The organism is Falsiroseomonas sp. HW251 (genome assembly GCF_050563545.1).
Taxonomy (GTDB): Bacteria; Pseudomonadota; Alphaproteobacteria; order Acetobacterales; family Acetobacteraceae; genus Falsiroseomonas.
Genome location: NZ_JBNXUM010000002.1, coordinates 66,118 through 92,052 on the forward strand (window position 1 = coordinate 66,118; position 25,935 = coordinate 92,052).

At 71.6% G+C, this 25,935-nt stretch carries 24 protein-coding genes; 15 read left to right on the forward strand and 9 right to left on the reverse strand.

The genetic code is table 11. The features are described from left to right. Nucleotides 1-3: 3 nt before the first annotated feature. Complete coding sequence (locus ACLF3M_RS02220) at nt 4-780, forward strand: enoyl-CoA hydratase/isomerase family protein (protein WP_430655209.1); 777 nt, start codon at nt 4-6, stop codon at nt 778-780. A gap of 47 nt (nt 781-827) precedes the next feature. Then, nucleotides 828-1,799 (forward strand): Bug family tripartite tricarboxylate transporter substrate binding protein, encoded by a 972-nt coding sequence (locus tag ACLF3M_RS02225; protein WP_430655210.1) that lies wholly within the window; start codon nt 828-830, stop codon nt 1,797-1,799. Between the two features lie 85 nt (nt 1,800-1,884). Here ACLF3M_RS02225 and ACLF3M_RS02230 read toward each other — a convergent pair whose 3' ends face one another. From ACLF3M_RS02230 to ACLF3M_RS02240, 3 genes are all read right to left on the reverse strand, one after another. Further along, entirely contained in the window at nt 1,885-2,859 is a 975-nt protein-coding gene (locus ACLF3M_RS02230; protein ID WP_430655211.1) for a hydroxyacid dehydrogenase, read from the reverse strand. Between the two features lie 124 nt (nt 2,860-2,983). Further along, a complete protein-coding gene (locus ACLF3M_RS02235) occupies nt 2,984-3,577 on the reverse strand; it encodes a thiamine pyrophosphate-dependent enzyme (protein ID WP_430655212.1) in 594 nt (197 codons plus the stop codon). A gap of 4 nt (nt 3,578-3,581) precedes the next feature. Next, nucleotides 3,582-4,133 (reverse strand): thiamine pyrophosphate-binding protein, encoded by a 552-nt coding sequence (locus ACLF3M_RS02240; protein WP_430655213.1) that lies wholly within the window; start codon nt 4,131-4,133, stop codon nt 3,582-3,584. 94 nt (nt 4,134-4,227) lie between these two features. On the opposite strand from ACLF3M_RS02240, the gene ACLF3M_RS02245 reads away from it, so the two are divergent. Then, nucleotides 4,228-5,589 carry an ethanolamine ammonia-lyase subunit EutB gene (locus tag ACLF3M_RS02245; RefSeq protein WP_430655214.1) on the forward strand — a complete coding sequence of 454 codons (1,362 nt, stop codon included), beginning with the start codon at nt 4,228-4,230 and terminating at the stop codon, nt 5,587-5,589. Next, the gene (gene eutC / locus ACLF3M_RS02250) at nt 5,586-6,326 is read left to right on the forward strand and encodes an ethanolamine ammonia-lyase subunit EutC (protein ID WP_430655215.1); all 741 of its coding nucleotides are present in this window, start codon (nt 5,586-5,588) and stop codon (nt 6,324-6,326) included. Before ACLF3M_RS02245 ends, eutC begins: the two co-directional genes overlap by 4 nt. A 136-nt stretch (nt 6,327-6,462) precedes the next feature. On the opposite strand, the gene ACLF3M_RS02255 is transcribed toward eutC, so the two are convergent. The 4 genes from ACLF3M_RS02255 to ACLF3M_RS02270 all read right to left on the reverse strand — a co-directional run bounded on the left by ACLF3M_RS02255 (nt 6,463) and on the right by ACLF3M_RS02270 (nt 10,973). Further along, a complete protein-coding gene (locus ACLF3M_RS02255) occupies nt 6,463-7,890 on the reverse strand; it encodes an AMP-binding protein (protein WP_430655216.1) in 1,428 nt (475 codons plus the stop codon). A 79-nt stretch (nt 7,891-7,969) separates the two neighbouring features. After that, complete coding sequence (locus ACLF3M_RS02260; RefSeq protein WP_430655217.1) at nt 7,970-9,235, reverse strand: acyl-CoA dehydrogenase family protein; 1,266 nt, start codon at nt 9,233-9,235, stop codon at nt 7,970-7,972. A 5-nt stretch (nt 9,236-9,240) separates the two neighbouring features. Then, the gene (locus ACLF3M_RS02265) at nt 9,241-9,942 is read right to left on the reverse strand and encodes an alpha/beta fold hydrolase (protein WP_430655218.1); all 702 of its coding nucleotides are present in this window, start codon (nt 9,940-9,942) and stop codon (nt 9,241-9,243) included. Next, nucleotides 9,942-10,973, reverse strand: a complete 1,032-nt coding sequence (locus ACLF3M_RS02270; RefSeq protein WP_430655219.1) for a 2,5-dihydroxypyridine 5,6-dioxygenase — start codon at nt 10,971-10,973, stop codon at nt 9,942-9,944. The genes ACLF3M_RS02265 and ACLF3M_RS02270 overlap by 1 nt, the downstream gene beginning before the upstream one ends. A gap of 72 nt (nt 10,974-11,045) precedes the next feature. On the opposite strand from ACLF3M_RS02270, the gene ACLF3M_RS02275 reads away from it, so the two are divergent. Further along, complete coding sequence (locus ACLF3M_RS02275) at nt 11,046-11,471, forward strand: MarR family winged helix-turn-helix transcriptional regulator (protein ID WP_430655220.1); 426 nt, start codon at nt 11,046-11,048, stop codon at nt 11,469-11,471. Between the two features lie 160 nt (nt 11,472-11,631). Continuing rightward, nucleotides 11,632-12,534: an L-threonate dehydrogenase gene (gene ltnD / locus ACLF3M_RS02280; protein WP_430655221.1), complete on the forward strand. Its 903-nt coding sequence runs from the start codon at nt 11,632-11,634 to the stop codon at nt 12,532-12,534. A gap of 74 nt (nt 12,535-12,608) precedes the next feature. Here ltnD and ACLF3M_RS02285 read toward each other — a convergent pair whose 3' ends face one another. Together ACLF3M_RS02285 and ACLF3M_RS02290 are read right to left on the reverse strand one after the other, a co-directional pair. After that, entirely contained in the window at nt 12,609-13,967 is a 1,359-nt protein-coding gene (locus ACLF3M_RS02285; protein ID WP_430655222.1) for an amidase, read from the reverse strand. A gap of 51 nt (nt 13,968-14,018) precedes the next feature. Further along, nucleotides 14,019-14,174: a hypothetical protein gene (locus ACLF3M_RS02290; RefSeq protein WP_430655223.1), complete on the reverse strand. Its 156-nt coding sequence runs from the start codon at nt 14,172-14,174 to the stop codon at nt 14,019-14,021. Between the two features lie 143 nt (nt 14,175-14,317). Here ACLF3M_RS02290 and ACLF3M_RS02295 point away from each other — a divergent pair, with 143 nt between their 5' ends. The 9 genes from ACLF3M_RS02295 (at nt 14,318) to ACLF3M_RS02335 (ending at nt 25,868) form a co-directional block, all read left to right on the forward strand. Beyond that, on the forward strand, nt 14,318-15,157 hold the full coding sequence (locus tag ACLF3M_RS02295) for an NAD-dependent epimerase/dehydratase family protein (protein ID WP_430655224.1): 840 nt from the start codon (nt 14,318-14,320) through the stop codon (nt 15,155-15,157). Between the two features lies 1 nt (nt 15,158). Beyond that, nucleotides 15,159-15,998, forward strand: a complete 840-nt coding sequence (locus ACLF3M_RS02300) for an aldose epimerase (RefSeq protein WP_430655225.1) — start codon at nt 15,159-15,161, stop codon at nt 15,996-15,998. Between the two features lie 148 nt (nt 15,999-16,146). Next, nucleotides 16,147-16,854 carry a hypothetical protein gene (locus tag ACLF3M_RS02305; protein WP_430655226.1) on the forward strand — a complete coding sequence of 236 codons (708 nt, stop codon included), beginning with the start codon at nt 16,147-16,149 and terminating at the stop codon, nt 16,852-16,854. Nucleotides 16,855-17,075: 221 nt separating this feature from the next. Continuing rightward, entirely contained in the window at nt 17,076-18,716 is a 1,641-nt protein-coding gene (locus tag ACLF3M_RS02310; RefSeq protein WP_430655227.1) for an acyl-CoA dehydrogenase, read from the forward strand. Between the two features lie 57 nt (nt 18,717-18,773). Continuing rightward, on the forward strand, nt 18,774-20,378 hold the full coding sequence (gene crtI / locus ACLF3M_RS02315) for a phytoene desaturase family protein (RefSeq protein WP_430655228.1): 1,605 nt from the start codon (nt 18,774-18,776) through the stop codon (nt 20,376-20,378). Nucleotides 20,379-20,627: 249 nt separating this feature from the next. After that, entirely contained in the window at nt 20,628-22,217 is a 1,590-nt protein-coding gene (locus ACLF3M_RS02320) for a phytoene desaturase family protein (protein ID WP_430655229.1), read from the forward strand. Nucleotides 22,218-22,310: 93 nt separating this feature from the next. Next, on the forward strand, nt 22,311-23,135 hold the full coding sequence (locus ACLF3M_RS02325; protein ID WP_430655230.1) for a lysophospholipid acyltransferase family protein: 825 nt from the start codon (nt 22,311-22,313) through the stop codon (nt 23,133-23,135). After that, nucleotides 23,135-24,271, forward strand: coding sequence for a glycosyltransferase (locus ACLF3M_RS02330; RefSeq protein WP_430655231.1), 1,137 nt, complete (start codon nt 23,135-23,137; stop codon nt 24,269-24,271). The genes ACLF3M_RS02325 and ACLF3M_RS02330 overlap by 1 nt, the downstream gene beginning before the upstream one ends. Next, a complete protein-coding gene (locus tag ACLF3M_RS02335) occupies nt 24,222-25,868 on the forward strand; it encodes a squalene/phytoene synthase family protein (protein WP_430655472.1) in 1,647 nt (548 codons plus the stop codon). The genes ACLF3M_RS02330 and ACLF3M_RS02335 overlap by 50 nt, the downstream gene beginning before the upstream one ends. Nucleotides 25,869-25,935: the final 67 nt, after the last annotated feature.

The window sequence follows — 25,935 nt, forward strand, 5'->3', positions numbered from 1 at the left end:
CCGATGCCCGACATCCTGCACGAGACGCGCGGCCCGATCGCCTGGACCACGCTGAACCGCCCCCAGGCCCGCAACGCCATGACCTTCGCCATGTACGAAGGCCTGGTGGAGCAGGCCGCGCGGGTGAGGGACGACGACGCGATCCGCGCCTGGGTCATCACCGGCGCCGGCGGGAAGGCCTTCGCGGCGGGCACCGACATCAGCCAGTTCACCGAATTCAGGACCGGGCAGGACGCGCTGGACTACGAGGTCCGGATCGACCGCGTTCTGTCCGCGATCGAGGACTGCCCGAAGCCCGTCATCGCCGCCATCGCCGGCGCCTGCACCGGCGGGGGCCTCGGCATCGCCGGCGTCTGCGACCTGCGCATCGCGGCCGCGAATGCCCGCTTCGGCCTGCCGATCGCGCGGACGCTCGGCAACTGTCTGTCCATGGCGAACTATTCCCGTTTCGCCGCGCTGATCGGCCCCGCGCGCGTGAAGGAGCTGGTCTTCACGGCACGGCTGGTCGAGGCACCGGAAGCGCTGAGCCTCGGCCTGGTGTCGGAGCTGCTGGAGACGCCGGATGCGCTGGAGGCCCGTGCGATGGAGCTTGCCACCCACATCGCGGGCCTGGCGCCGCGCACCCTGACCGCGACGAAATTCGCGCTGAAGCGGCTGCGCCTGGCGGCTGGGGCGATCCATGGTGACGACCTCGTCACGATGTGCTTCGGCAGCGAGGATTTTCAGGAAGGCGTGAAGGCGTTCCTGGACAAGCGCGCCCCCAACTGGACCGGGCGCTGACGCCGCGCCATCCTCCCCGCCCAGAAGAACCGCAGGGAGGAGGCGCCATGATCCCGCGCCGCACATTGGTCGCCGCCGCGGGCACGGCCGCACTGCCGAGGCAGGCCCGTGCCCAGGGCGCGTACCCCGCGCGGCCCGTCACCCTGCTGGTCGGCTTCGCGCCGGGCGGCGGCACCGACATCATCTCCCGCCTGCTGCAGCCGCAACTGCAGGACGAGCTCGGCCAACCCATCGCGATCGAGAACCGCGCGGGCGGTTCGGGCACCATCGCGGCGGCCGCCAATGCCCGGGGGAGGCCGGACGGCTACCAGATGCTGATGACAACCGTTAGCGCCTCGGCCGTCGTGCCGCCGACCATCACGCCGCCGCCCTTCGACATCATCCGCGACCAGACCGCGGTGGTGCTGGCAGGCACGGTGCCGCTGGTGGCGGTGGTGCCGCCATCCTCCCCCGCGCAGGATTTCCGGCAATGGCTGGACTACGCGAAGGCCCATCCGGGGAAGCTGAATTACTCCTCCTCGGGCGTCGCGACGCAGCAGCACCTGGCGGCCGAGGCGCTGTCGGCCGAGGCCGGCATCGCCATGCAGCACATCCCCTTCCGCGGCACCGGCCAGGCCGTGAACGAGATCCTGGCCGGACGCATCGACATCGCCTTCGACACGCTGCCGACCTATCTGCCGCATATCCGCGCCGGCCGCGTGCGCGCGCTGGCGACAACGCTGCCCGACCGCGTGGAATGGCTGCCCGACGTGCCGACCGTGGCGGAGAGCGGCTTCCCCGGCTTCGACCAGAGCGTCTGGTACATGGTGATGGGCCCGCCCGGCCTGCCGGAGCCGGTGATCGGCCGCTGGGTGGACGCCGTGAACAAGGTCCTGCGCGATCCCGGGCTGCGGCAGCGCGTCGTGGACGCCGGCTTCATCCCAGGCGGCGGCAGCGCGGCGGATGCGGCCAACCTTCTGCGCCGTGACGCCGATCGCTACGCCGCGCTGATCCGCCGCGCGAACATCCGCTTTGACTGATAGCGCTTATCCTCTCCCATTCCGCGAATTCCCTCCCCCGTCAGCGGGGGAGGGTTAGGGTGGGGGTGCTTCACAAGCGAGCCGTCTATCGGTTCCGCCGCAGAGCCTCCGGGTTCACCACGACATCCGGATCGAGCTTGCCCTCGAAACACGCGATCACCGCCTCGGCGCTTTCCATCGCCATGCGCCGCAGCCCTTCCTGCGTGCTCGCCGCGACATGCGGCGTCATCACCAGGTTCGGCGCGGAGAACAGCGGGATCTCCTCCTCGATCGGCTCCTCCTCGAACACGTCGAGGCCGGCGGCGCCGAGATGGCCCGACCGCAGCGCGCCGTCCAGCGCCGCCTGGTCCACGATCGTCCCGCGCGCCGCGTTGACGAAGACCGCACCGCGCTTCATGGACGCAAGGAAGGCCGCGTCTGCCATGCCCCGCGTCTCGGCATTCGACGGGCAGTGCATGGTGACAATGTCGGCCTCAGCCAGGGCAGCCGTCACATCCTCCACGGGCTCGTAGCCCGCGCCGCGGATCGTGCCCTTCGGCATGTAGGGATCGCGCACCAGCACCCGCATGTCGAAGGCCTTGCAGAGCCGGGCGACCCGCGTGCCGATGCGCCCGAAACCGAAGACCAGAACCGTCTTTCCGGACAACTCGAAGGATGGCGCGTCCGCCTGCCCACCCCAGACCAGGTTGCGGATGTTGGCGTCATAGGCCTTCAGCTTCCGCATCGAGGCCAGCATCAGCATCAGCGTGTGCTCGGCAACCGAGACCGCATTGGCTTCCGGCGTGATGGTCAGCGGGATGCCGCGTTCGGTCAGCGCGGGCACGTCGATGATGTCGTAGCCTACGCCGTGCCGCGCCAGGATGCGCAGCTTCGGGCAGTTGGACAGGAAGGCGCGGTCCACGCGGATGGTGCGCAGGATCAGCGCATCCGCGTCGGGCAACCGTGCCGCGAGTGTGCCGGGCCGGCGGTCCGGCAGGATCTCGATCGTGAAGCCCGGCGTCGAGGCGATCAGCGCCTGGGCATCGGGATGAATGACCTGTGGGCAGATGACGTGGGGCACGGGCAACTCCGGTCGAGGAAGTCGGGCGGGCAAGGCGGCCGGCGCAGCCGGCCGAGCGCCCGAACGGGCGCCGCCGCAAGTGCGGCGAGCCAAGGCGGCGGAGCCGCCGCCGGCGCCTGAGGCATCACAGCTGATGGTGGGCGGACGGCCCGAGCACGGTCTCGCGGAAGCGCGCGGTGAGATGGGCGCCCTCGCGCGGCGGCAGCACCAGCGGGTGGTTGCCGGGCGCGACCTTCACCACGGCGAACAACGGCGCCGACGCCGCGTGGATGTCGGCGCGCAGCCTTTCCACGCCGCCCATCTCCGTCACGACGCGCGCATCCGCAATGCCCGCGCCGCGCGCCATGGCGGCGAGGTCCACGCCGTGCCGCGTCGCCGTCTCCTGCCCGCCGGTCTCGCTGTAGTGCTCGTTGTCCAGCACGACGACGGCGAGGTTCGCCGGCTTCGTCACCGCGATGGTGCAGAGCGCGCCGAGGCCCATCAGCATCTCGCCGTCGCCCGTGATCACCAGCACGCGCCGCTTCGGCTGCGCCAGCGCCAGGCCGAGGCCCAGCATCGCCGCGCCCCCCATCCCGCCCCAGAGCGGCAGGTTCTCCGCCCGGTCGCCGGCAGCGGTGATGTCCCAGGCGGAGGCGCCGAGCCCCGCCGCGACCAGGAGGTCGCCGCGGTCGGCCAGCAGGCCGCGCACCACGTCGCGGCGGTCGATCGTTCCCGGCATCGTCTCAGTCCTTGCCGAAGGTCTTGGCGCCGATCAGCCGCTGCCCCAGCAGCGCCGCCGTCGGCCGATAGGTGTTGAAGGCGAGCCGGATGGTGGCATCCACGACGGAGGCCACGTCCTGCGCGACATCGGCGCGGCGCACCAGCGTGCCCATCGCCTCCAGCACGGCCTGTGTCGCATTGCCCATCGGCACCTGGGCCGGATTGAACTCGCCGTAGTCGCCGCGCATCGTGACGATCATCGGCAGGGGCGCGCGGTGCAGCACCGGCAGCGACAGCATGTTGATGCAGTTGCCGACGCCGGAGGACTGCATCAGCAGCACGCCCTTGGCGCCGCCCATCCAGGCGCCGACCAGCATGGCGACGCCCTCCTCCTCGGTGGTCAGGGTCACGACCTGCATGGAGGCATCGGCCAGGCAGCGGCGGATCAGCCGGGCGTGGCCGGCATCCGGCACCAGCGCGACCTGGGTGATGCCGTGCTGCTTCAGGCAATCGAAGATGCGGTCGGGCCAGTCCGTTGCCGCATCGGGGCGCATCTCCAGCGCGTCGCGGTCCATCGCGTCCTCCCGGTGGTCGGGGCGCATCCTCCGGCGGCGTCGAAGGGCTGGCAAGACCGATGGGATCGCGCCATGTGTGGGGCGGAGGTCCGGCATGGGGTTCGCGCACAGCGTCGGCGGGACGCGATATGTGTTCGGGGACCTGCGCACGCTGCTGGCGCGGGCGACGCCCTTTCGATCGGGCGACGCGCTGGCCGGGGTGGCGGCGGCGAGTGCGGCGGAACGCGTCGCCGCCCAGCGCGCGCTGGCAGAGGTGCCGCTGGCGCATTTCCTGGCCGAGGCGGTGGTCCCCTACGAGGCCGACGAGGTCACGCGGCTGATCCTGGACGGGCATGACAGCGCGGCCTTCGCGCCGGTGTCGCACCTGACGGTCGGCGGCTTGCGCGACTGGCTTCTCGCGGAGGCGGATGCGGCCGCGCTGGCCACGCTTGCGCCGGGGCTGACGCCGGAGATGGTCGCGGCGGTCAGCAAGATCTGCCGGCTGCAGGACCTCGTCAGTATCGCCGCGAAATGCCGCGTCACGACGCGCTTCCGCAACACCATCGGGCTGCCGGGAACGCTGTCCATCCGGCTGCAGCCGAACGATCCCGTGGACGATCCGCGCGGCGTCGCGGCGCAGATCCTGGACGGGCTCCTGCTCGGCGCCGGGGATGCGGTGATCGGGGTCAATCCCGCGACCGACAATGTGGACAATCTGTGCCGGCTGCTCGCGATGCTGGACGGCATCCGCGCGCGCTTCGACATCCCGACGCAGACCTGCGTGCTCGCGCATGTCACGACGACGCTGCTGGCGATCCGGCGCGGCGCGCCGGTGGACCTGGTCTTCCAGTCCATCGGCGGGACGCAGAAGACGAACGAGAGCTTCGGCGTCTCGCTGTCCGTGCTGCGGGAATCGTATGACGCCGCGCTCGCGCTGAAGCGCGGGACGCTGGGGGACAACGTCATGTACTTCGAGACGGGACAGGGCAGCGCGCTGTCTGCCGACACCCATCACGGCTGCGACCAGCAGACCATCGAGGCGCGCGCCTACGCCGTCGCCCGCGCTTTCCGGCCGCTGCTCGTCAATTCCGTCGTCGGCTTCATCGGGCCGGAGTATCTCTATGACGGCAAGCAGATCACCCGCGCGGGGCTCGAGGACCATTTCTGCGGCAAGCTGCTCGGACTGCCGATGGGCGTGGACGTCTGCTACACGAACCACGCCGAGGCCGACCAGGACGACATGGACGCGCTGCTGACGCTTCTCGGCGTCGCGGGCGTGACCTATGTCATGGGCGTGCCGGGGGCGGACGACGTGATGCTGGCCTACCAGTCCACGTCCTTCCATGACGGGCTCTATGCCCGCGCCGCGCTGGGCAAGACGCCGGCGCCGGAATTCGCGGCCTGGCTCGATCGCATGGGCCTGGCAGGGCGCACGCCGGAACGCCTGCCCGCGTCGATGCCCCCGGTGCTGGCATGAGCACACCGGTCCTGTGGCGGGACCTCCGGCGCTTCACCACGGCGCGGGTCGGCCTGGGTCGCGCCGGGCACGCGCAGCCTACCTCGGCGCATCTCGACTTCCAGGAAGCGCATGCGCTGGCGCGGGATGCCGTGTGGTCGGAGCTCGACGTCGCCGCCTTTGCCAGCGCACGGGTGGTGGCGAGCGAGGCAGCGGACCGCCGGACCTACCTGCTGCGACCGGATCTCGGGCGGCGCCTGCGCGCGGAGGATCGCGCGGCGCTGGCGGCCGAGGCACGACCGGGCTGCGTCGCGCTGGTGGTCGCCGACGGGCTCTGCGCGAGCGGCGTGCAGATGCAGGCGCCCGCGGTGCTGGACGCGCTGCTGCCGGGCCTGCGCAAGGCCGGATGGGACGTGGCGCCGCTGGTCGTCGCGCGCCAGGCCCGCGTTGCGCTGGGCGACGAGGTCGGCGAGGCGCTGGGCGCTTCGGCGGTCGCGGTGCTGATCGGGGAGCGGCCGGGGCTGTCCTCGCTCGACAGCCTCGGCATCTACCTGACCTGGGCGCCGCGGCGCGGGCGGAGCGATGCGGAGCGCAACTGCATCAGCAATGTGCGCGACGCCGGCCTGGCGCCGGCAGAGGCCGCGCGCAAGCTGCTGTGGCTGCTGGCGGCGGCGAAGCGGCTGGGAGGGACAGGGGTCGCGCTGAAGGACGAGCAGCCGGCCGAGATCGAGGGGAGCGTGGCGAAGCTGGTGACGTGACTGGCCGCGGTGCCGCCAACCCCCACCCGGCTTCGCTTCGCTCAGCCACCCTCCCCCGCAAGCGGGAGAGGGAAAATTGCGCGCCTGCTCCCTCTCCCGCTTGCGGGGGAGGGTCGGGGTGGGGGTGGGCGCGACCTCAGCCCTTGCCGACGATCGCTTTCAGCGCGCCCGTCGCAACCTTGCCTAGCGCAGTGCGCGGCAGCGCCTCGACCACCACCACCGCCTTCGGCCGCTTGAAGCGCGCGATGCGCCCCTCGAAGTGCGCGAGCACCGCCGTGGCGTCGAAGCCCTCGCCGGGGACGACGACGGCGACGGGGACCTCGCCCCATTGCGGATCGGCGCGGCCGACCACGGCGCCTTCCATGACGCCGGGCGCGGCTACCAGCACGCGCTCGACCTCGGCGGGGTAGATGTTCTCGCCGCCCGAGATGATGACGTGCTTGAGCCGGTCGGTGAACCAGAAGCGACCCTCTGGGTCGACGTGGCCGACATCGCCGGTCGGAAACCAGCCGCCGGGCAGCAGCGCGTCGTCGCGCTTCCAGTAACCGCGCAGGACGGAGGGGCCGCGCAGCTGGATCTCATGGCTCAGCGGATCGAGGCGAGCCTCGACATGCATCGCGGGGCGGCCGATGGAACCGGGCGCGGCGAGCGCCTCGGCGCGGGTCTGCACGATGGCGGTCGGGCAGGTCTCGGTGGCGCCGTAGATCTGCTGGACCGGCACGCCCTTGGCGTGGAAGGCCTCGATCAGCGGGACCGGCACATCGGAGGATCCCGCGCCGACGGCGCGCAGCGACGACAGGTCCGCATCGCGCCAGCGCGGATGCCTGGCCAGCGCGGCCATCACCGCGGGCACGACCAGCGACAGCGTCGGCCTTTCGCGCTCGACCGCATCGAAGAAGGCCTCCGCGTCGAAGCGGGGATGCAGGATCACCTCGGCGCCGGCATAGAGTGCCGGGGTGGTCTGGATGTTGAGGCCGCCGACATGGAAGAGAGGCAGCACCGTCAGCACGCGATCGGCGCCGGTGAGGTCGAAGGCGTGCAGCCCGTTCAGCGCGTTGAACAGCAGCGCGCGCTGGTCCAGCAGCGCGCCCTTCGGCCGGCCCGTGGTGCCGGAGGTATAGACAAGCAGCAGGGGATCGCTGTCCTCGCCGGTCGCGGGCACGGGATCGCCGCCGGACCCGGACAGTGCGTCGGCCTGCACCACGTCGCAGCCATGCGGCGCGGCGGCTTGCGCGCTAGCCAGCATCTCGGCGGTCGCACAGAGCAGGCGGGTGCCGGAATCCTCCAGGATGAAGGTCCATTCCGGCGCGGCAAGGCGCCAGTTCAGCGGAACCTGGATCGCGCCGAGCCTGGCCAGCGCGAAGAGCAGCACGAGCTGCGAGGGATGGTTCTGGCCGAGGAAGCCGACCCGATCACCGCGGCCGACGCCACGTGCAGACAGCGCTGCGGCGGTCCGTTCCACGCTGCAAGCAAGTGCCGCATAGGTGGTCGCCGCGTCCTCGAAGCGAAGCGCGACCTTGTCGGGCGCGTGGTCCGCGTGACGCTCGAGCCAGCGCCAGATCACGGCCGCATCCGATGACCGGAGGGCGGAGCCTCGCCCAAGGCGGCGCGAGCACCGGAGGTCTGGATCGAATGCGAGAGCATCAATCGCTTTCGCCCTTCTCGTACAGCGTGTCGCGACCCAGCCGATCCAGGCACAGCTCCGCCGTCCAGGGCAGCATCAGCGATCCGCAGCGGCTGTCGCGATAGATGCGCTCCAGCGGCAGCGACTTCAGCATGGACTGGCCGCCGCAGGTGCGGATCGCGAGTGTCGCGATCGCGTTCGCGTTCTCCATCACCGTGTGCTGGGCGGCCAGCGCGCGCAGCATCTGTTCCTTGGTCGGGTCCGGCCGCGCATCGGTGATGGCCTGGAACCACAGCGCCTTCGTCGCCTCCAGCATCACGCGCATCTGCGCGACCGCGATCTGCTTGGTGGGGTACATGCGCCGCTTGACCGGCGGCGTGCCGGGCTGCTCGCCCCGGAGGTAGCGGACGGTGAAGTCGTAGGCTGCCTGCGCCAGGCCCATGTAGGTCGGCGTCAGCGTCATGAACATGTGCGGCCAGCGCGAGGCCGCCTGGAAGTAGAGGCCCGGCGGCATGAGCGCCGCGTCCTCCTCCACGAAGACGTCCTTGAAGATCAGGTTGCGCGAGACGGTGCCGCGCATGCCCAAGGGATCCCACTCGCCATCCACCGTCACGCCCGGCGCGTTGGCCGGCACGCCGAGATAGAGCGTGTCGCGGCGCGACAGCGTCGAGCCCTCATGCAGCTCGGTGCAGAGGATGCCGTAGTAGTCGGCATGGCCTGCCAGCGACGCGAAGATCTTCTTCCCGTTGACCAGGAAGCCGCCATCCACACGCTTCGCCGTGGTGCCGAAGGCGACCGTCCCGGCCGCGGCCGCGCCGCCTTCGGAGAAGGGCTGCGAATAGACCTGCCCGTCCTTCAGGATGCGGTCGTAGTGGACGCGGCGGCGCCGGCGATGCGTCTCGCGCGTCGCCTGGTCCATATCCAGGTCCTCGGTCAGCGCGCCAGTCCAGAGGGTGGAGCAGACATGCATGTTCCAGGTCAGCGCGGTCGCGCCGCAATAGCGCCCGATCTCGGCGGCGGTCAGGCAATACGCGCGGAAGTCCGCGCCGATGCCGCCGTCGTCCCGAGGGATGCAGACGCCGAGCAGCCCCTCGCGGTGCATGTCGCGGTAGTTGTCGGTGGGGAAGGACGCCTCGCGGTCCCATTTCGCCGCGCGCGGCGCGAGGACGCGCTGCCCGAACTCGCGCGCCTTAGCCGTGAGCTCCGCTTCCAGCGCCGTCAGGCGGAAAGCGTCGGGGTCGTAGATCGGCGCGTCAGCGAGGCCGGTGGCGGGCAGCGCGTCCATGTCGGTCACTCCGCGAGGAAGGGAAGCAGCGCCGCACGGAACTCCGCGGGCCTGTCGATGTGGACGAAGTGCCCGGCGCCCGCGATGGTCACCAGGCGCGAGCCGTGAATGGCGTCGGCCATGCGCTGCATCGTCTTGGGCGGCGCTGCGGGATCGTGCTCGCCGGCGATGAGCAGCGTCGGCGCCGTGATCCCCGGCAGGTCGGCGCGGCGGTCGAAGGTCGTCAGGCAGCGCAGCGTCGCCTGGTAGACCTCCTTCGGCGTCGCCGCGAGCGCGCCGATCGCGCGCGCGATGCCGGCCTGGTCGGCGCCCTCGGCGAACATGCCCGCCAGCAGCGCGGGTGCGGCTTCCGGCATGGTGCGGCCTTCCAGCGGGCCGAGGCGCGAGGCCAGGAAGGCCTCGGCGAAGGACGGGTCGCGGCCGCCGAAGGCCGGCGTCGTGGCGTAGAGCACCAGCTTCGACACGCGGTCGGGGAAGGTCGCCGCGAATTCCATCGCGACCATGCCGCCCATGGAATGCCCGACCAGCGCGGCCTGCGCGACGCCGCGCGCATCCATCGCGTCGCGCAGCGCGGAGGCCAGCGCCGAAAAGGTCATCTCGGGCAGCGCGGCGGTGCCGTGGAAGCCCGGCATCGGCCAGTCCCAGGCGCCGGGCACGCCGTCGCCCCAGGACGCGCCGCCGATGCCGTGCAGCAGGATGACAGACATTACACCACCTTTCCGTCGCGGACGACCGCCTCGCCGTCCAGCGCGATGGTGCAGCCGAAGACCGGGATGTCGAAATGCCCCTCGGTGTAGCGGCCCGCGAATTCGTTGGCGCCGGTCGAGAATAGGAAGTTCCCCGCCGCCGCGCGAAGCTCCGTCGCGTTGATGTCGCCGCGGTCGTGGAACCACAGCGCCTCGCGCCGCGCGCGCGGGTTGAGCCCCCAGCCGACATGGCTGACGGCATAGGCGCTGGGCTCGCCCCAGGCCTCGAGGTGCTCCCGCATCAGGATGGCGTCCACGCCACTGCCCTCGATCGAGACGATGTGGTCGTCGCGCAGCGTCAGGCGGACCGGGCTTTCGATGTAGCGCTTGAAGGTGAGGTTGGCGTCGCCGGGCGCGAGCACCAGCGTGCCGTTGACCGTGCCGGCCTGCGGGAAGGCGACGACGACGCCGGCGGGCCAATGCGCGATGGTGCCGGGCCGGTCGGTCCAGCCCCAGACGCCGGCCGAGGGCGCGCCGGCAATGGCCACCGTCAGGTCGGTGCCGGCGGCGCTGGTCACGCGCATCTCGCTCGCGGCGCGCAGGCGCTTCACCGCGGCCTTGACCGGCGCCTCGTCCTCGGCGCGCGGGACCAGGCGTTCCAGCACCTCGGGGTGCTCGTCGCTGACCATCATCACGCGCGCGCCGCTCGCCAGGATCTCCTTCAGTTCCGGCGCGTGCAGCAGCCCTTCCAGGGTCAGATCCAAGATCAGCGACGACGCCTTCAGCGCCGCCAGCACGGAGGGATGCCCCTGCAGCGCGCGCGAGGCGCCGGTGGAGCGCATCGGCAGCCGCGAAGCCGGCGGTGTCGGCACGACCAGGCGGAAGGTCCGGCAACCAAGCCGCCGCGCGGCAAGCTCGGCCAGGTCGCCGTTCAGCGCGCGCGACCGGCTTTCCGTCAGGAGGCAGACCGTCTCGTCCGGTTGCGCCTTGCACAGGCGCAGCACTGCCTCGAAGGCGTCGATCCAGTGCGGCTCGATGCGGTCGTCTCGCACGCGGCGCCCCTTTTCCGTCCGGCGGGCATCCTAATGCTGGAACGCCACGCATGAAAAGTCATATGTTAGGTCATGGCCAGCCCGCCCCGTTTCGTCGAGGACTACCTTCTCTACCTGCTCGCGCGCGCTTCCCACGTCGCCTCGGCCGGCTTCCACGCGCGGTTGAAGGAACGCGGCGTCGCCGTGCCGGTCTGGCGCGTCGTCGCCACGCTGCATGGCGCTGAACGCGGCGAGACCGTCGGCGCGCTGGCCGCTGCCTGCCTGATGCAGCAGCCCACCATGACGAAGCTGCTGGACCGCATGGCGGAGGACGGGCTGGTGAAGCGCAGGCGGGAGGGAAGGCAGACCCGCATCCTGCTGACGCGCGCCGGCGAGAGGCTGGCGGGCGACCTCATCCCCGAGGCGCGGCGGCACGAAGCCGCGCTTCTCGCCCGCCATGCCGAAGCCGCGCCCGCGCTGAAGGCGCTGCTGCGCGGGATCGTCACCCCTTCCGGTTGAGGCCACGCGGGCCCATCTGCGCGCCATGCCGCCGATGTCCACGCTGAACCGCATCTTCCTCGTGCTCATGGTCGTCGCTGCCGTCGTGCAGATCCTGGTGCTCGTCTTGCGCTGACACGCGGCAGCGGCGAGGCTGGCTGCGACACGGGGAGTGTACGTCATGCAGGTCGCGGTGATCGGGCTCGGCGCGATGGGAATGGGCGCGGCGAAGTCCTGCCTGCGCGCGGGGCTCGCAACGGCGGGCTGCGACCTCCGCGACAGCGCCCGGGCCGAATTCGCCGCCGCCGGCGGCACGGCCTGCGCGAGCCCCGCGGAGATCCCCGCGGGCACGGAGGCCGTGCTGGTGCTCGTCGTCAACGCCGCGCAGACCGAAGCCGCGCTGTTCGGCGAGCAGGGATGCGCGGGACGACTCGCGCCCGGGGCGGTGATCGTCGCCTCCGCCACCATGTCGCCGGCGGATGCGAAGCGCCTGGCGGCGGAGGCGGAAGGGCGCGGCCTGCTCTATCTCGACGCGCCGGTCTCGGGCGGCGCGGCCAAGGCGGCGAGCGGCGAGATGACGGTCATGGCCTCCGGCCTGCGCGCCGCCTTCGACAGGGCGCGGCCGGTGCTGGACGCCGTCGCGACGAAAGTGTGGGAGCTCGGCGACGCCGTCGGCATCGGCGCCACGGTCAAGGTCGCGCACCAGCTTCTCGCGGGGGTGCACATCGCGGTCGCGGCGGAGGCGCTGTCGCTCGCGATCCGGGCCGGCGCCGATCCCCGCCAATTCTACGACGTGGTGACGAGCGCGGCCGGCAATTCCTGGATGTTCGAGAACCGCATGGCCCGCGTGCTGGAGGGCGACGACGCCCCGCGCAGCGCGGTGGACATCTTCGTCAAGGACCTCGGCCTGGTCGCGGAGATGGCGCGGAGCCTCGACCATCCTGTGCCGATCGCGACTACCGCGCAGCAGCTCTTCACGGCCGCGAGCGCGATGGGTCAGGGGCGCGCGGATGATGGGTTCGTCATCCGGGTGTGGCAGGCGCTGACGGGGATCGCGCTGCCGAATGACAGGAGGAAGGGGTAGGGCTGCACTCAGCCGCCAGGGCCGTTCCCTCCCCCGCTGGCGGAGGAGGGAGCCGCTTGCGCGGAGGGAGGCATTCAGGCCAGCGCTGCCTCCACCGCGCGCGCGACGTCGAGGAGCCTCGCGTCGCCCATCGTCTCGCCCATCAGCATGAAGCCGACCGGCGGCTCGCCCGCGCGGTGGCAGGGCAGGCTGATGGCGCAGCGGTCGAGGAAGTTGCCGATCGTCGTGTTCCGCAGCAGAAGCAGGTTGATGCGGCCGTATTCCGCCTCGTCCTCCACCTCCATCAGTGCCGGGGGAACAACGGGACAGGTCGGCATCACCACGGCGTCGAAATCAGCGGTGCGGGCGGCGATGGCGGCGATCAGCCGCGCACGCTCCTGCATCAGCACCACGTAGTCCGCGGCCGCCATCGCCTCGCCCCGGCGGATGCGGCCGAGGATGCGGGGATCGTACGACGCGGCCTTGCGCGCAACGAGATCGCGATGCCAGGCCCAGGCCTCGCTGGCGGCGAAGTTGGCCTTCGACATTGCGGCGGGGATTTCCACGAGCTCGGGCACTGTCAGTTTCCCGATCCGCGCGCCCGCCGCGGACAGTGTGGACAGCGCGCGCTCGAAGGAAGCGGTCACGGTCGCGTCCCAGCCCTCGGTCACGTAGCCCTGCAGCACGCCGAGCCGCAGCCCCGCGACCGGCATGGGCAGGTTGGGCGCGACGGAAGTCCCTTGCGGCTCCTCCCCCGCCATGATGCTGTCAAGCAGCGCGCAGCAGGCAACGGAGCGCGCGAGCGGCCCGAGGCTGTCCAGCGTGAAGGACAGCGGCAGCGTGCCCGTCAGCGGCACGCGCCGCGCTGTGGGCTTCCAGCCCACGATGCCGCAAAGCGCGGCGGGGATGCGGCACGACCCGCCGGTGTCGGACCCCAGGCCCGCGAAGCCCATCCCGTCCGCGGTCGCGACCGCCGCGCCCGCGGACGAGCCCCCCGGAATCCGCCCCGTCGCGCGGTCCCAAGGGCTCAGCGGCGTGCCGTAATGCGGGTTCACGCCAAGGCCGGAGAAGGCGAATTCCGTCATGTTGGTGCGCCCCAGCACGACGAAGCCCGCGCGTTCCAGCCGCGCTACTGACACCGCCGTCGCCTCCGCCGGCGCCGCGTCGTCCAGCGCCACCGATCCGCCGCGCGTCACCACGCCCTTCTGATCGTAGAGATCCTTGATGCTGATCGGGATGCCGGCCCAGGGGCCCGGTGCGCGGCCGGCAGCGCGCAGCGCATCCATCGCCGCGGCACTCGCCCGCGCCTGATCCGCCTGCACCGCAATGAAGGCGCGCGCGCCCTCGCCGGCGGGATCGGCGATGCGCGACAGCGCCCCCTCAACCAGGGAGACGGAGGTGGTGCGGCCTGCCGCGAGATCGGCGGCCGCCTCGGCAATGGTGGGGAAGGGCATGGGATCATCCAGCGAACCAGGGCCGGATGCTTGGGCGTCGCGCCCTGCCGGTCAACCCGGGCGCGGCTTTCGTCCGGCGTCGTTCGCCGGGGGGTTGGCCAGGATCAACTGAACCGCAAAGGGATAGAGCAGGAATCCCACCGCGCCGGCGGGCACCAGCGGCACGTCGGGCATCTCGGCAGGCCTGGCTTCACCGTCACGATCCATCAGAGATCCCCTGCATCACGACGCCAGCGCATGAAAGGTCGCCGCGTTCCCGCCCGGCTGCGCACCGATCCCCCGTCTTGCCTTCGCGCCACGCCTGCCCGACCCTGCCGCGCATCACACGGTAGGCACGAGGAACGATCCGCATGAACGACAAGCCGATTCTGCTGACCGGCGCCTCCGGCGCGCTCGGGCGCATGCTGGCCAAGGAGCTTGGTGCCGCGGGTTACACGCTGCGACTGACCGACATCGCGCCCTTCCCCGACCCGCTGCCGCCGCGCGCTCGCTTCGTCCGCGCCGACCTCGAGGAATCGCTCGCCATCGTCCGCCAGGCCGAGGGCTGCTCCACCATCCTGCATTTCGGCGGCAACGCCACCGAGCAGCCCTTCGAGACCATCATCGGCCCCAACCTGCGCGGACTCTACCACATCTACGAAGCCGCGCGGCGCGAGGGCGCGCGCGTGGTCTTCGCGAGCTCCAACCACACGATCGGCTTCCACGAACGACCGGTCGGGAACGAGGGCAAGCTCGACTACGACTGCCAGTTCCGTCCCGACGGCTACTATGGCCTGTCGAAGGCGTATGGCGAGCTGATGGGCCGGCTCTACTGGGACAAGCACGGCGTCGAGAACGTCAATGTCCGCATCGGCTCCTGCCTGCCGAAGCCGAACAACGCGCGCGGGCTGGCGACCTGGCTGTCCTATCCCGACCTCGCGCGCATGATGGTCAGCGCGATCGAGGCCGAGCGCGTCGGGCATTGCGTGATCTGGGGCGCGTCGAACAACCCGAAGAGCTTCTGGGCGAAGGACCACCGCGACCGCATCGGCTGGCAGCCGCAGGACAGCGCCGAGACCAACCGCGCCGAGATCGAGAAGGTCGTCTCGGGCAACCCCGTCGAGGAGCGCTACCAGGGCGGCTTCTACTGCCCGATCGAATACAGCCGCCAGGGCGGCTTCTCGCCCCGCGATCCGTTCGCGCTGGACTGACATGGACATCCGCGCCGGCGACGCAATCGCCACCATCCTGCCCGACCGTGGTGCCGCCTTCACGCGGCTCGACGCGATGGGCCGCGCGATCCTGCGCCCGATGCCGGACGGCGCCGATCCCAACCGCGGCTTCCATGGCTCCTTCCTCATGGCGCCCTGGACCAACCGGCTTGACGCCGGTCGCATCGTCGTCGCGGGCGTCGAGCACCGCATGCCGATCAACCGGCCGGAGGAGAACACCGCAATCCACGGCTTCCTGCGGGAGATGGCGTGGACGGTGGAGGCGGCGGCGTCCGACCGCGTCGTTCTTTCCTGCCGCTTCGACCGCACGCCCTTCACTGGCGTCGCACGGATGGATGCGCGCATCGCGCCCGACCACCTGGCCCTCGACGTCGCGCTGACCAACGAGGGCGCCGTGCCGACGCCGATGGGCTTCGGCTGGCATCCCTATTTCGACCGGCCCGCAGGGACGCGCATCGCCGCCGGCGCGCGGATCGTCTTCGGGCGTGACGCGCGCAACCTCGCGATCGCGCCGCGGCCGAGCGGGGGCCTGCTCGGCGATGGCGACGCGCCGGATGGGGTTGATGGCCACTATGCCGGCTGGGACGGAAGCGCGCGCATCGACTGGCCGGACGGGCATGGCATGGTGATGCGCGCGACCGGCGCCTGGGCGCGGAACATGCATTTCTTCACGCCGCGCGACGGCAGCGCCATCGCGGTGGAGCCCGTCACGCACGCGCCGGATGCCATCAACAATCCCGCCGCCGCGGCACACGGCGCGATGCATGTGCTGTCTCCCGGCGAGTCGCTCGCGGGCTCACTGATGATTCATTGGCACTGAGCGCACCTCCTTTGGGAACAATCGCCGCGACGTGACGTTCGCCCCTGCAACCGCGCACGCCGAGGCGCGCGCGGCAGGCGCGGCGGCACGGTAGGGTCCGCGCCGCGACCGCCGAACCGGCAAACGGAAAAGCAGGAGCGACCACGCCATGAGCGACGAGATGAACGAGAACAGGATGGAGGAAGGCGGCGAGCAGCAGCCGCAGGAACAGGAGCAGCCGCGCCGCCGCGCGACACGTCGCACCGGCACGACGCGGAAGGCATCCTCCACGACGCGCAAGGCGTCGGGCTCCTCGACGCGCAAGGCGTCGTCCTCGACCGGCCGCAAGACCACGGCCAAGACCGGTGCGCGCGGCGCGGCCGGGCGCACCGCCGCGGCGGCGAAGGGCGGGCGGGCCAGCGCCGGCACGCGCAAGAGCGCCTCGTCCTCCCGCAGCACGGCCAGAACCGGCGCGGCGAAGAAGGCGACTGGCACGCGCGGCAAGGCCGCGAGCGCCACGCGCGGCAAGGCCGCGACGGGCACGGCGAAGAAGGCGGCCGGCACGCGCGGCAAGGCGGCGAGCGGGCGCAAGACCGCTTCGGCCTCGCGCGGCACGACGACCGCCAAGCGCGGTGCGGCCGCGTCCAAGCGCACCGCCGGCAGCCGCAGCACCGCCAAGTCCGGCACCGGCCGCACCGCGGCGAAGGCCTCGACCCGCGCGAACGGGTCGAAGGCGAAGGCGACGCGCACCGCCAAGGCCGCCACGACGCGCCGCACCGGCACCGCGTCGAAGACGGCGTCCAAGGGTCGCACGGGCAGCGGCACGCGCGGCACCGCCGGCCGCGGCGGCGGCACCAGCCGCAGCCGGATGCACTGAGCGGGGGATGACCAGCGGGGCGCCTGCGGGCGCCCCGCCCCTCTCGCCAGGCCCGCCGCCGCGGGCGAGTTGCCGCGAGGCCGCCAGGCCCGCCCCCTTTTCCTGACATCGCCAGGATGCTTCACCCCGACGCGGGGCTTGCGCTCGCGCGCGCGACGCGCGAAGGCCCTGTCGGCGACGCCCGGGCCCAGGCTGCGCCACCGAACGGAGGAACATACGGCATGACCCGCAGCACGGCCGCCGACGACCTCATCCTTGGCCTCACGCGGGTGGTGGACCTGCCGGGCATCGCCGCCGCCGCCGGCGCGCCGCTCGCGGCCGAGGACATCGCCGCGATCGTCGGCGAGTGCGACCGCTTCTGCACGGAGGTCCTGGCGCCGAACTGGCAGTCCGCCGACCGGGAAGGCGCGCACTACGCCAATGGCCGCGTCACCGTGCCCGACCGCTACCACGCCGCCATGAAGGCCTGGGTCGAATCAGGCTGGCAGGGCGTCGCCGCGCCGGAGGCCTTCGGCGGCCAGGGCCTGCCGCATTCCATCTGGACCGCGGTCTGCGAACTCGCCTCCTCGGCCGACATGTCCTTCTTCCTCGGGCCGCTGCTGACCACCGGCGCCATCGACCTGCTGCTGGAATTCGGCTCGGAGGACCAGAAGGCGCGCTGGATTCCGAAGCTCGTCACCGGCGAATGGCCCGGCACGATGAATCTGACGGAGCCGCAGGCGGGTTCGGACCTCGGCGCCATTCGCACCCGCGCGGAACCCCTCGGCGACGGGCGCTACGCCATCCACGGCCAGAAGATCTACATCACCTGGGGCGAGCACGAGACCACCGACAACATCCTGCACCTGATCCTGGCCCGTTTGCCCGACGCGCCGCCGGGCTCGCGCGGGATCAGCCTCTTCGCGGCCCAGCGCATCCGGGACGACGGCACGCGCAACGCGCTGCGCTGCGGCGGCATCGAGAAGAAGATGGGCATCCACGCCGCGCCGACCTGCGTGATGCTGTTCGATGGCGCCGAGGCCGAGATGGTGGGCGAGCCCAACCGCGGGCTGCAGGCGATGTTCGCGATGATGAACGCCGCCCGCCTCGGCGTCGGCGTGCAGGGCGTCGGTCAGGGGGCCCGTGCGCTGGCACTTGCCGAAGCCTATGCCGACCAGCGCGTGCAGGGCGGCCGGCCCATCGCGCAGCACCCCGACGTCGCGCGCATGCTGACGGAGATGCGCGCGGTCACGCTGGCCGGCCGGCTGATGGCGCTGGAGGCCGCCGCCGCGCTCGACCGCCAGCACCTGCTGAAGGACGAGGAAGCCGGCACGCGGCTCGCGCTTCTCATCCCCATCGTGAAGTCCTGGTGCAGCGACCGCGGCGTGGACGTCGCCTCGCTCGGCGTGCAGGTGCATGGCGGGATGGGCTTCGTGGAGGATGCCGGCGCCGCCCAGGTCCTGCGCGACGCCCGGATCGCCCCGATCTACGAAGGCACCAACGGCATCCAGGCGATCGACCTGCTGGTCCGCAAGGTCGCGAAGGACGGCGGCGCCGCCATGCGCGCCCTGCTGGCCGAGATCGCCGCCGTCCCCGGCCTCGGTCCCGCCGCCGCCCAGCTCGGCCAGGCGACCGCGACCATGCTGGCCATCCAGGCCCGCGACCCTGACCTCGCCCAGTCGCTCGCCGTCCCCTATCTCGAGGCCTGCGGCTGGACGGTCGGCGGCTGGATGCTGGCCCGCGCCGCCGCCGTGGAGCGGGACCGTGCCGGTCTGGCCGCCTTCTACCTGACCCGGCTGCTGCCGCGGGCCGCCGGGCGGTGCCTGGAAATCGAGGCTGCCAACGCTAGCATGGCTTCCCCCGCAGCCCCCGTCGCGGCATGAGTTAGCCGCGCTGCCCCTTGCGACTTCCCGTGCCGGGGGCATCTGGCTGCGGAAACGATGAACAACACGCTTGCCTCCCCCGCCGTCAGGCGCCCGAGCACCAGGATCGCCATCGTCGGGGCAGGCCCCGGCGGCCTCGCCGCCGCGATGCTGCTGGCCGCCTCCGGCGCTCGCGTCACCGTCTATGAGCGCGACCCCGTGGTCGGCGGGCGCACGCGCACGCTGACCACCGAGGACGGCTACAGCTTCGACCTCGGCCCGACCTTCTTCCTCTACCCCCGCATTCTGAAGGAGGTATTCCAGCGCTGCGGGGCGGAGCTGGAATCCGAGGTGGACCTCCGCCGGCTCGATCCGCAGTACCGCCTGGTCTTCGAGCATGCCGGCGGACAGACCCAGCTCGACTGCTCCTCCGACCTGGAGCGGATGGAGGCGGAACTCGCGAAATTCGCGCCGGGCGACGCCAAGGGCCTCAGGACCTTCATGGCGGAGAACCGCGCGAAGCTCGAGGTCTTCCGACCCGTGCTCGAACGCGCCTTCGAAGGCCCGCTCGACATGGTCAAGTGGGACATGATCCGCGCTCTGCCCAAGCTGCGGCCCTGGTCCACCGTGGACAAGGACCTGGCGCGGCACTTCCGTGACCCGCGCGTCCGCCTCGCCTTCAGCTTCCAGACAAAGTACCTCGGGATGAGCCCCTTCCGGTGCCCGTCCCTCTTCACCATCCTCTCCTACCTCGAATACGACCACGGGATCTTCCATCCCATCGGCGGCTGCGGCGCCGTGTCCAGCGCCATGGCGCGCGTTGCCGAGCGGCTCGGCGCCGAGATCAGGCTGGACACGCCGGTGGACCGCATCGCCTTCGAAGGGACCCGCGCCAAAGGCGTGGAGGTCGCTGGCAGGCGACACGACGCCGACGCGGTCGTGGTCAACGGCGACTTCGCCCACGCCATCCCCCGGCTGATCCCGGCCTCGCTGCGCAAGACCTGGCCCGACCGGAAGATCGAGAAGGCGAACTACTCCTGCTCGACCTTCATGCTCTACCTTGGGCTCGACCGGCCCTGCCCCGAACTCGCGCACCACACCGTGCTGCTGAGCGAGGGCTACCAGGAGAACATCGCCCAGATCGAGCGCGGCACCATCCCCGACGTGCCCTCGATGTATGTGCAACACGCCGGCGCCACCGACCCGACCCTGGCACCGGAGGGCCACACCGCACTCTACGTCCTGGTGCCCGTGCCGAACCTGCTGAAGCAGCCGGACTGGCCCGCCCAGACCGCACGCTACCGGGAAGTCGCCCTCGACCGCCTCCAGGCGCTCGGCCTGCCCGACCTGCGCCCCCATATCCGCTACGAGAAGATCGTGGCCCCCCAGGACTGGCGGGACGACTACGCCGTCGGCTACGGCGCGACCTTTAACCTGTCGCACGAACTGCCGCAGATGCTCTACTTCCGGCCGGGCAACCGCTTCCGCGACGTCGAGGGCGTCTACCTCGTCGGCGGCGGCACCCACCCCGGCAGCGGCCTGCCCGTGATCTACGAGGGCGCGCGCATCACGGCCAACCTCCTTTCCAAGGACCTCGGCCTGACCACCGCCCCCTCCCGCCCGACCGTCGCCGGCGACCTCGCCGCGGCCACGCCGGCGGCCGCCTATGGACCTGAACGTTAGATTGCAGACGGGGTCGCCGCAGGGGGGCTTTGCCCCCTGCACCCCCCACCAGGAGGCAGCGGCCTCCTGGACCTGCGATCGGTTTAGTGCCGAAGAAGAGGGGGGCACTTCGGCCCCCTCTTCTTCGGCACTGAAAAACAGATGACGGGGTCCGGGGGGCGGCTCGCCCCCCGGCGGGGGCGCGGGGGCAGCGCCCCCGCAGCAACCTCGTCAGCATGCTACGCTTCAGCCCCATAGGAGGACGCACGCATGGCGCAGCGGGTGGTGGTGGTCGGGTCCGGGCTGGGTGGGCTCGCTGCGGCGGCGGTGGCGGCGGCGCGCGGGCACAAGGTGACGGTGCTCGACAAGAACCCGTGGCTGGGTGGCAAGGCGGCGGTGCTGACCTTGGATGCGCCGGACGGGTCGGGCAGCTTCCGCTTCGACATGGGGCCGACGATCCTGACGGTGCCGCGCGTGCTGCGCCGGATCTTCGCCGAGGCCGGCCGCGACCAGGCGCAGGACCTGCCGCTGATCCGGCTCGATCCGCAGTGGCGCTGCTTCTTCGACGACGGCACGCGGATCGACCTGATGGAGAACGTGGACCGGATGGCGGCGGAGATGGACCGCTTCGCGCCGGGCACCGGCCAGGGCGAGGGCTACAAAAAGCTGCAGGCTGAGGCGGAGAACCTGCACCGCGTCTCCGAGAATTTCTTCTTCTGGAAGCCGGTCGAGGGCATTGCCGACACGCTGAACTTCCGAATGAACCTGAAGCCCGACACGCTGAAGGACGTGCTGAGCCTGAAGATGGGCCGCACGGTCGCCAAGGTCATCCGCGGCCATGTGCCGGATGCCAGGCTCGCGCAGATGCTCGACCACTACTGCCAGTATGTGGGGTCCTCGCCCTACCTGGCGCCGGCGGTGCTGACCTCGATCGCCGACATGCAGGCGCATGAGGGCGTCTGGTATCCCGTCGGCGGCACGCGCGCGGTGGCCGAGGGCCTGGCGAAGCTCGCCGGCGATCTCGGCGCCGATCTGCACCCGAGCACCGAGGTCACGGGCTTCGACATCGTGGACGGGGCCGTGAAGGGCGTGGTGACGTCCACGGGCGAGAGGATCGCCTGCGACGCCGTCATCTCCAACATGGATGCGATCCGCACCTATCGTGAGCTCGTCGGCGGCGAGCCCGCGCGCAAGTACGACGGCAAGGGGTTCGAGCCGGCGTGTTCGGGCATCGTGCTCTATCTCGGGCTCAGGAAGCGCTACGACCACCTCGCGCATCACTGCTTCGTCTTCTCCCGCGACGCGGAGGAAGAGTTCGACGCCATCTACAAGCGGGGCGAGCCCGCGCCCGACCCGACCGCCTATCTCGCCGCGACCTCCTGCAGCGACGACACCACGGCGCCCCCGGGCGGCGAGGCACTGTATGTCCTGGTCCACACGCCGCATCTGCGCCCCGGCCATGACTGGTCAAAGATGTTCCCGGCCTATCGGCAGAAGATCCTCGACAAGCTGAAGCGCACCGCGGGGATGGAGGACATCGAGGAGCGGATCGTGGTGGAGAGCCAGCTCACGCCGGTGGACATCCACAACCGCTACAAGGTGCTGGACGGCGCGATCTACGGGCTGGCGTCGCACGGCAGCTTCATGGGCGCCTTCAAGCCGGGCAACCGCAGCAAGTTCGTGAAGGGCCTCTATCTCTGCGGCGGCGCGGCGCATCCGGGGCCAGGCATGCCGATGGTGATGATGTCAGGCTGGATCGCGGCGGACGCCATGGACACCGATGCCGGCGGCAAGGGCATGGGCGAGCGCGCCCGCCAGGCCGGCCGCCGCGACCGCGAACTGGCGGCGGCGGCGGAGTAACCCTACTCTTCCCCTTCCCCGCCCGCTCGTCCCCTCCCCCGCCGCTGCGGGGCAGGGCCAGGGAGGGGGCAGAGAGCCAGGCCACATCCAGCCATGAAGTCCAGCAACGCCGCACCGGAAGACCCGATCGGGTCGTTCAGCCCGTGGCGCATGGCGTTCTTCCATTTCTGGTTCCGCGGCTTCTTCCGCAAGCATATGCGGGCCTGCCGCGTCGCGCGCTGGGGTCTGCCGCGGAACTACGGCAACCGTCCCGTCGTGGTCTTCGCCAATCATCCGGGCTGGTGGGACGGCGTCGCGTTCATGCTGCTGTCCCAGGGGCTCATGCGCGAACGCCGCATGTTCATCCCCATGGATAAGCTGGCGCTCGACCGCTACCCCTTCATGCGCAGCCTCGGCGTCTTCGGGGTGGAGACCGGCACGCCGCGCGGCGCCGTCGCCTTCCTCAAGCTCGCGAAGGAGGTGCTGGCCGATCCCGGCCGAATGCTCTGGATGAACGCACCGGGGCGATTTTCCGACGTGCGGGAACGCCCCGTGCCGATCGCGCCCGGCATGACCCGTCTGCCGGAATTCGCGCCCGACGCGGTCTTCGTGCCGCTTGCGCTCGATTACCCCTTCTGGACCGAGCGTAAGGCCGAGATGCTGTGCGCCTTCGGCGATCCGATCGCCGGCCAGGACCTCGTCGTGCTGGACCGCGACGCGCGGTCGGTGGCGCTGTCCGACGCTCTGGCCGCCACCATGGACCGCCTGGCCGGCGACGCCATCACCCGCGATCCCGCCCGGTTCGAGGCGCTGATCCGCGGCCGCGAGGGCATGGGGGGCATCTTCCCGCTCTGGCGCCGCTTGGTCGCGGTGGTCACCGGGCGGCGCTACGATCCCCGGCACGACCCTGGGCACGATCCGCGGGAGGAAGCGGGCTGATGCCGCTGGAGTTCACCTGGGCCTGGGTCGCGCTGTGGCTGGCGACCTTCCCGGCCTGCATGGCGGTGGCGAACCTGGTGCTGGTGCGCCCGCCGCGCGGCACGCCTCCGGCCGGGACGCTGGTTTCGGTGCTGGTGCCGGCGCGGAACGAGGAAGCCAACATCGCGAGCTGCCTGCGCCACGCGCTGGCCTCGCGCGGGGTCGCGGTCGAGGTCGTCGTGATGGATGACGGCTCCACCGACCGCACCGCCGCGATCGTGGACGAGTTCGCGGCGGCCGATCCGCGCGTGCGGCTGGTTGCCTGCCCGCCCCTGCCACCGGGCTGGACGGGCAAGGTGCATGCCTGCGCGCGCCTAGCGGAGGCCGCGACGGGCACGCATCTCCTCTTCATCGACGCCGATGTCCGGCTGGAGCCCGACGCCGCGGCGCTGATGGCGGGCCATGCCGCGGAAACCGGCAGTGCCATGGTCACCGGCGTGCCGCGGCAGGAGATCGGCTCGCTCGGCGAGGCCGTGACCGTGCCGATGATCAACTTCCTCCTGCTCTGCTACCTCCCGGGCGGCGGCCGCGCCTTCACCAGGCGGGCGGACATGGCGGCGGGCTGCGGGCAGCTCATGCTCGTCGAGCGCCAGGCCTATGAGGCGACGGGCGGGCACGCCGCGATCCGCCACCTGCTGCACGACGCGCTGCAGCTGGCCCGGCGGATGCGCGCGCAGGGCTTCGCGACGGAGGTGGTGGAGGGCGCGCCGCTGGCGACCTGCCGCATGTATTCGGGCTTCGCCGAGAGCTGGGCTGGCTTCGTCAAGAACGCGCGCGAGGGCATGGCAACGCCGATCGGCCTGCCGATCTGGACGGCGCTGCTGGCCGGCGCTTTCCTCTGGCCGCTCGCGCTGCTGCCGAACCCCTGGGCCGTGCTGGCGATCGCCATCGGCTTCGCGCTACGGACGGCCGTGACGATGCGGGTGCGGGAGCCCATCTGGACGATCCCGCTGCATCCGCTTGCCGTCGCGGTGGCGCTGGCGATCCAGTGGACCGCGCTGGTGCGGGGCTGGATGGGCAAGCCCGCGGGGTGGAAAGGTCGTGCGTATGACGCGCGCGGGAAAGGCGCTGCGTATCAGCCCGACGGCACGGCCTAGCGTCGTGGAAGGGGGCGGCGCCATCGCCGTGGGCCCGCCGACGCGGGACCATGACTCCGAGAACTTCCCGACGGCCTCGCTGCTGCTGCCGAAGGCGGCGCGGGCCAAGGTCATGCAGTTCTACCGCTTCGTCCGCACCGCCGACGACATCGCGGATTCCGCTGGGCTGACAGCAGAGGAGAAGCTGCGCCGGCTGGACGCGCTCGAGGCGACCGCCGACCTGGCACTTGCGGATGTCGGGAAGGAGGAGGCCGTGCTGATGCTCTCCGCCTTCCGCCAGGACGCGGTTCAGCGGCGCTACGCCGACTGGGCAGCGCTGGAGGACTATTGTAGCCGCTCCGCCGATCCCGTGGGGCGGATGCTGCTGCGTGTGCATGGCGAGAGCGCCGAAGGCCATCACGCCTCCGACGCGCTCTGCACGGCGCTGCAGATCCTGAACCACCTGCAGGACCTGGTACCGGACCGCGACGCGCTGGACCGGATATACTTGCCGGAACCCTGGATGGCGCTCGCGGGTGGCGAGGGCGCCTTCTTCGCGCCCGCGAACCCGAAGCGTCGCGAGATCCTGGACGCCGCGCTGGATCGTGTCGAGGCGCTGCTGGAGACCACCGCCCCCCTGCCCCGCCTGCTGCGGTCGCGCCTGCGCCATCAGGCTGCGGTGACGCTACGGCTCGCCTGGACGCTGCTGGGGAGGCTGCGCGCGGCCGATCCCGTTTCGGGGCGCGTCGCGCTCGGCAAGGCGGATTTCGCGCAAGCCTTCGCGGCGCTTGTACTGCGCGCGCCGTCGGACGCGGCGGTGGTGCGCGCGCGGGTGGCACGCGCGGGGTCCTCCTTCACCCGCGGCATGAGGGTGTTGAAAGGCGACCGGCGCCGCGCGCTGTTCGCGGTCTATGGCTTCTGCCGCGCGGTGGACGACATCGCCGATGCCGCCATGCCGGTCGCGGAGAAGCGGCGCTTCCTGGCGGCCTGGCGCGCCAAGCTGGACCGCCCGGATTGCGCGCTGTCGTCCGAACTCGCCTGGGCGCGCGACGCCTTTTCCTTGCCCCTGGCGGAATGCGGCGCGATGGTCGCGGGCATGGAGACGGATGCGGAAGACCGCGTGCGCATCGCCGACGAGGCGGGGCTCGACCTCTACTGCCGCCGCGTCGCGGGCAGCGTCGGCGCGATGGCCGTGCGCATCTTCGGCGCGCCGGGCGCGGAGGCCTGGGGGCTCGCGCTCGGGCGGACGTTCCAGCTCGTGAACATTGTCCGCGACGCCGAGGAGGATGCGGCACGCGACCGCGTCTACGTCCCGCGCTCGCTGCTGGACCAGCACGGCGTCGCGACGGGGGACGCGCAGGCCATCGTCGCGCATCCTGGCTTCGCGCGCTGCCTGGAGGCGCTGGCAAAGCAGGCGCGCGCCGGCTTCGGACGCGCGGAGGTGGAATTGTCGCAGCACGACGCCCGCGCGCTGAAGCCGGCGAAGGTCATGATGGCGGGCTACCGCATGCTGCTGGAGCGCATGCTGGCCCAGGGCTTCGCGTCCCCGCGGACACGCGCCCGGCTGACGCGCGGCGAGAAGCTGCGGATGGCGCTGATCGCGCTGAGGCCGGCGTGATGATGGCTGGGTCTCCTGAGCCCGCTCCCTGCCCTCCCCCGCAACGGCGGGGGAGGGTTGGTGCGCC